Origin of the sequence: Neisseria sp. P0020.S003 (assembly GCF_051957095.1) — a bacterium.
In the GTDB taxonomy this organism is placed as follows: domain Bacteria; phylum Pseudomonadota; class Gammaproteobacteria; order Burkholderiales; family Neisseriaceae; genus Neisseria; species Neisseria subflava.
On the sequence record NZ_JBQCWU010000035.1, the window covers coordinates 1 to 5,146 of the forward strand.

Here is a 5,146-nt window from a genome sequence, read left to right on the forward strand (position 1 = left end):
GCTGCTGGCTGCGTATGTGCAGGTAGTGGAGTACGGCTTGGTATTTGAAGTGTAATGTATATTTGCTCATAAAAAAACTGCACCTTGTGAGTTGGAGGGGATGTCCAACTTTTGGGGTGCAGTTCAAACCCGCTTCGTTTTCAGACGGCCTTTTTTTCTCAAAAATCTTATCATATAAATGATGCAATGTTATATAATAACAGCCTTTCAAAATATGATGAGAAACTAAAATGACACAAACCACACTCAAGCCCATTGTTTTATCTATTCTTTTAATCAGCACTCCCATCCTCTCCCAAGCGCATGAAACTGAGCAGTCGGTGGACTTGGAAGAGGTTACCGTCGTCGGCAAAAGCCGTCCGCGAGCCACTTCAGGGCTGTTGCACACTTCGACCGCCTCCGACAAAATCATCTCCGACGATACCTTGCGCCAAAAAGCCGTCAACTTGGGCGATGCTTTAGACGGCGTACCGGGCATTCATGCCTCGCAATACGGCGGCGGCGCGTCCGCTCCCGTTATTCGCGGTCAAACAGGCAGACGGATTAAAGTGTTAAACCATCATGGCGAAACGGGCGACATGGCGGACTTCTCGCCCGACCATGCCCTGATGGTGGATACCGCTTTGTCGCAACAGGTCGAAATCCTGCGCGGGCCGGTAACGCTGTTGTACAGCTCGGGCAATGTGGCGGGTTTGGTAGATGTTGCCGACGGAAAAATCCCTGAAAAAATGCCTGAAAACGGCGTATCGGGCGAACTGGGGCTGCGCTTGAGCAGCGGCAATTTGGAAAAACTCACGTCCGGCGGCATCAATGTCGGACTGGGCAAAAACTTCGTGTTGCACACGGAAGGACTGTACCGCAAATCGGGCGACTACGCCGTACCGCGTTACCGCAAAGGAGAGGGTCGTCTGAAACGCCTGCCCGACAGCCATGCCGATTCGCAAACTGGCAGCATCGGGCTGTCTTGGGTAGGCGAAAAAGGCTTTATCGGCGCGGCGTACAGCGACCGTCGCGACCAATACGGCCTGCCTGCCCACAGCCACGAATACGATGATTGCCACGCCGACATCATCTGGCAAAAGAGTTTGATTAACAAACGCTATTTGCAGCTTTATCCGCACTTGCTGACCGAAGAAGACATCGATTACGACAATCCGGGCTTGAGCTGCGGCTTCCACGACGACGATAATGCACACGCGCATACCCACAGCGGCAGACCGTGGATAGACCTGCGCAACAAACGCTATGAAATCCGCGCCGAATGGAAGCAGCCGCTCCCCGGTTTCGAAGCCTTGCGCGTGCATCTGAACCGCAACGACTACCGCCACGACGAAAAAGCGGGCGATGCGGTGGAAAACTTCTTTAAAAACAAAACGCAAAATGCCCGCATCGAATTGCGCCACCTGCCCATAGGTCGTCTGAAAGGCAGTTGGGGCGTGCAATACCTCACCCAAAAATCCAGCGCGCTTTCCGCCATTCCCGAAACCGTCCAACAGCCGATGTTGATCGACAACGATGTGCATCATTACAGCTTTTTCGGCGTAGAACAGGCAAATTGGGACAATTTCTCGCTTGAAGGCGGCGTGCGCGTGGAAAAACAAAAAGCCGCCATTCAGTACGACAAAGCCCTGATTGATCGGGAAAACTACTACAACCAACCCTTGCCCGACCTCGGCGCGCACCGCCAAACCGCCCGCTCGTTCGCGCTTTCCGGCAACTGGTATTTCACGCCACAACACAAACTCAGCCTGACCGCCTCCCATCAGGAACGCCTGCCGTCAACGCAAGAGCTGTACGCACACGGCAAACACGTTGCCACCAACACCTTTGAAGTCGGCAACAAACACCTCAACAAAGAGCGTTCCAACAACATCGAACTCGCGCTGGGCTACGAAGGCGACCGCTGGCAATACAATCTGGCACTCTACCGCAACCGCTTCGGCAACTACATCTACGCCCAAACCTTAAACGACGGACGCGGCCCCAAATCCATCGAAGACGACAGCGAAATGAAGCTCGTGCGCTACAACCAATCCGGCGCCGACTTCTACGGCGCGGAAGGCGAAATCTTCTTCAAACCCACACCGCGTTACCGCATCGGACTTTCCGGCGACTACGTCAGAGGTCGTCTGAAAAACCTTCCGTCGCTGCCCGGTAGGGAAGACGCCTACGGCAACCGCCCACTCATTGCCCAAGCCGACCAAAACGCCCCGCGCGTTCCAGCCGCGCGACTCGGCTTCCACCTGAATGCCGCGCTGACCGACCGCATCGATGCCCATCTCGACTACTACCGCGTGTTCGCCCAAAACAAACTCGCCCGCTACGAAACGCGCACGCCCGGACACCACATGCTCAACCTCGGCGCAAACTACCGCCGCAATACGCGCTATGGCGAGTGGAATTGGTACGTCAAAGCCGACAACCTGCTCAACCAATCCGTTTACGCCCACAGCAGCTTCCTCTCTGATACGCCGCAAATGGGCCGCAGCTTTACCGGCGGCGTAAATGTGAAGTTTTAAAATTGGATAGGCAAACAAAAAAGGTTTTCAGACGGCCGTCTGAAAACCTTTTTCTTGTTTTAACCAATCATTCAAAACCGGCAATTAATCTTTCAACACATCTTGCACAGCCGCTTGAATCTTAGCCGCCGCTGCTTCGATTTGCTGTTGTTCGGTAGATAGGTTTGCCACTGTTTCAGCCGGAGCCGCTTGTGAAGCTGGTGCAGCTTGTGGAGCTGCGGCTTTAGGCTCAGATTCAGTTTGCGGCGCAGTCAGCGGCAAACGCGCCAATACAGTGCTGACGCCGGTAACTTTATCACCAATCGCCACTTGCGCCTGAGCATCGACAGGCAGATACATATCCACGCGCGAACCGAATCGGATAAAGCCATAGCGTTCACCGCGAGACAGTTTCGCACCTGCTTGGGTGTAGCACAAAATACGGCGCGCCACCAAGCCGGCCACTTGAACAAAGGTAATTTCACGACCAGAAGCCGTAGTCGCCAAAACCGCATTGCGTTCATTTTCCGTGCTGGCTTTGTCCAAATCCGCATTCACGAATTTACCTTTGTTATAGACCACTTTCGTTACCGTACAATCGGCAGGCGATTTTTGCGAATGCACATTGAACACGTTCATAAAAATACTGATTTTCAAAGCATCGACATCACGATACGGATCGCGTGCGCGCTCAACCACCACGATACGGCCGTCAACCGGGCTCAACACCGCTTCAGGATTTTGCGGAATCTCACGCGCAGGGTCGCGGAAAAACTGCAATGCAAATACGGTAAACACCCAAAACGGCAAAGACCACCAGCCGCAGCACATCGATACCAGCAGGCTCAAAGCCAAACCGCCGCCGATAATCGGCCAGCCCTCACGGGCGATAATCGGGTGGGGATATAAACGGTTCATCACTTATCCTTCATTTAATAATTTCAAAATTGCCGCCATTATATCTGAAACTCCAAACATTGAGGCCGTCTGAAATGTTCAGACGGCCGGTGTCTTTTGTAAAAAATACTCAACATAGATAAAGTTTCAGTTTCGGCAACACAATGACGCAGCGTCCTCAACAAGCGGCTCACACGAGCCAACAACACGCCGCAAATATCATTTTGACCAAACCTCTGCCCTCGGTTATCTTGACAAACCCAGTATGACCGCCAATACCAGCCAAATCCAATGCCGACGGCGCGATGTAGAAAACAAAGCGCGTTGAGACAGCAAACGCGTTTGGCTCAACTGATACGCCACATCGGCCAACATCACCAAACGATTAGTCTGCCGAGCATTACTTTCTTCCGCTTTACGCAGTTTCAAATTTTCCGCTTCAATCCGCAGCCGCACCAGCTTGGCTTCCAAAAGTAGCAGCTCGCGCGCTTCTTCATACTCCTGTTGCTTCATCGTCCGCATCCTTGTCTATCTCACCGCGCAAATACGCAATGTCCGATCGAATATCCTGCAAGGTCTCAGCCACGCGACTGCCCTGTTCCCGATAATCTGCCGATACTTTGCGGAACAATACGGCAATAATCAGCAGGCTCACGAAGAAAATGCCGAAAAATACCCACAAAGCCGCGACATCCGACAGCACGCGGTTCAAACCGAACAGCAAACCGACCAAGCCCACCATCAACAGCGCGCCGGACAACACCAGCCAAATCGCCAACCGGAACACATTCTCCGCCTGACGCGTCAAATCCAAGCTCAATACCTGCAAACGCAGCAGCAGCAAATCCGCGCCCTGATTCAACAAAGCCTTGCCATGTTCAAAACGCTGGCGAATTCCCATCTTAACTATCCTTTTTTCAGGAAAACATAAGGCTAAGGCCGTCTGCACAGTGCAATGAAATCCATGATTTCATGTGCACGCCTGTTCAGACGGCCTTAACATATTCGCATTAACGGCGGTTCAACAACACACCGACAACCAAACCGGCCAATGCGGCAAAACCCATCGCATAGTATGGTTTTTCATGCACCACTTCATCAGCGTGTTTGGCACCGCGTTTCAAACGCGCACCAGCATCGGCTTCAAATTCGGCAAAACGCTCTTTGCCTTCTTTCAAACGCTCCTGAGCCGCCTCTTCAAACTGCTCGTATTTTTCACGCGCACGCTCGGCATGATGGCGCAAACGCTCGCCGGCCTCTTCTTCAAAACGGCTCAAACGCTCTTTGGCCACAGCCAATTTTTCTTCCAATTTGGCTCGGGCTTTGCTGCCCTCTTCCGAACCGGCTTCAACACCATTGCGGTACAATTCTTCCACATCATCCATCACTTCTCGGATGTCTTTCAGCAAAGCCTCGCGACGTGCTTCAAAATCGTGTTTTTTCATGCTTTTCTCCTTGATATAGGTTGATATGGTTACAGACTATTTATCTGTTAATAAATTATAACCGTTTATTCCAAAATAAACGTTAATTTAAATTAAATTAAGTGCTTATTCTGAAAATGACTAAATGGAATTTAAAAAAGGCCGTCTGAAAACTGAACTGCACCCCAAAAGTTGGACATCCCCTCCAACTCACAAGGTGCAGTTTTTTTATGAGCAAATATACATTACACTTCAAATACCAAGCCGTACTCCACTACCTGCACATACGCAGCCAGCAGCGTACCGCAGACCACTACGGCATTTCCC

Annotated in this window: 5 protein-coding genes and 1 pseudogene; 1 reads left to right on the plus strand and 5 read right to left on the minus strand. The window is 51.7% G+C overall.

The features are described 5' to 3' along the window. A pseudogene (locus tag ACTHTQ_RS11060) lies at window positions 1–127 on the minus strand (helix-turn-helix domain-containing protein); the annotation flags it as partial. Window positions 128–230: 103 nt separating this feature from the next. Between ACTHTQ_RS11060 and znuD the strand changes: the two are divergent. Continuing rightward, the gene (gene znuD, locus ACTHTQ_RS11065) at window positions 231–2,519 is read left to right on the plus strand and encodes a TonB-dependent zinc receptor ZnuD (RefSeq protein ID WP_440363947.1); all 2,289 of its coding nucleotides are present in this window, start codon (window positions 231–233) and stop codon (window positions 2,517–2,519) included. An 84-nt stretch (window positions 2,520–2,603) separates the two neighbouring features. Here the strand turns inward: znuD and ACTHTQ_RS11070 are convergent, their stop codons facing one another. The 4 genes from ACTHTQ_RS11070 to ACTHTQ_RS11085 form a co-directional block, all read right to left on the minus strand. Then, window positions 2,604–3,416 (minus strand): phosphatidylserine decarboxylase, encoded by an 813-nt coding sequence (locus ACTHTQ_RS11070; RefSeq protein WP_440363948.1) that lies wholly within the window; start codon window positions 3,414–3,416, stop codon window positions 2,604–2,606. A 225-nt stretch (window positions 3,417–3,641) separates the two neighbouring features. Beyond that, complete coding sequence (locus ACTHTQ_RS11075; RefSeq protein WP_003686076.1) at window positions 3,642–3,908, minus strand: hypothetical protein; 267 nt, start codon at window positions 3,906–3,908, stop codon at window positions 3,642–3,644. Further along, window positions 3,889–4,296 (minus strand): phage holin family protein, encoded by a 408-nt coding sequence (locus tag ACTHTQ_RS11080; protein ID WP_070632098.1) that lies wholly within the window; start codon window positions 4,294–4,296, stop codon window positions 3,889–3,891. Before ACTHTQ_RS11080 ends, ACTHTQ_RS11075 begins: the two co-directional genes overlap by 20 nt. Before the next feature lie 109 nt (window positions 4,297–4,405). Then, entirely contained in the window at window positions 4,406–4,840 is a 435-nt protein-coding gene (locus ACTHTQ_RS11085) for a DUF883 family protein (protein ID WP_003686098.1), read from the minus strand. Between the last annotated feature and the right edge of the window lie 306 nt (window positions 4,841–5,146).

Coding starts and splice junctions, on each gene's coding strand:
- znuD (WP_440363947.1), top strand. CDS start 231: ATGACACAAACCACACTCAAGCCCATTGTTTTATCTATTCTTTTAATC.
- ACTHTQ_RS11070 (WP_440363948.1), bottom strand. CDS start 3,416: ATGAACCGTTTATATCCCCACCCGATTATCGCCCGTGAGGGCTGGCCG.
- ACTHTQ_RS11075 (WP_003686076.1), bottom strand. CDS start 3,908: ATGAAGCAACAGGAGTATGAAGAAGCGCGCGAGCTGCTACTTTTGGAA.
- ACTHTQ_RS11080 (WP_070632098.1), bottom strand. CDS start 4,296: ATGGGAATTCGCCAGCGTTTTGAACATGGCAAGGCTTTGTTGAATCAG.
- ACTHTQ_RS11085 (WP_003686098.1), bottom strand. CDS start 4,840: ATGAAAAAACACGATTTTGAAGCACGTCGCGAGGCTTTGCTGAAAGAC.